Origin of the sequence: Bacteroides sp. 519 (genome assembly GCF_010500955.1) — a bacterium.
In the GTDB taxonomy this organism is placed as follows: domain Bacteria; phylum Bacteroidota; class Bacteroidia; order Bacteroidales; family Bacteroidaceae; genus Bacteroides.
In genome coordinates this window covers 1-334 of record NZ_QVMJ01000097.1, presented here as the reverse complement: position 1 = coordinate 334, position 334 = coordinate 1, and the positions used below count along the sequence as shown (strand labels likewise).

1 pseudogene is annotated in these 334 nt (G+C 47.6%); it reads right to left on the bottom strand.

From position 1 onward, the window contains the following. Window positions 1–50: 50 nt before the first annotated feature. Window positions 51–334 (bottom strand): annotated as a pseudogene (locus tag D0T85_RS22065) (hypothetical protein); the annotation flags it as partial.

Genomic DNA, 334 nt, shown 5'->3' with positions numbered 1-334 from the left:
AATCACGCAAATAACCGATACGATTATTTTCGTCGGTAACAAGTGAGCCATCACGGTAATGGGACGGTATATCTTCCAATAGGAAAGGAACAGGTAACATCCTTGCCTGCAAGGGTAAGAAAAGCTGCTATACTACCACCAACTCCGCCGGTACCGGCTATAAGATAGTTCATTGAATTGCACGGGCTACGGTGGTCGGTAGTTGAAAGTCTGCCCGTTTCCGAAAGCATTAAATACGGCGGTCCCGATGTATTGGGTGTAACTTCGGGTGCCAGCTTAGGAGTAGCATTGCTCACCTTTGGAACTGCAACGCTCCCTTTGTGGATGATTACTG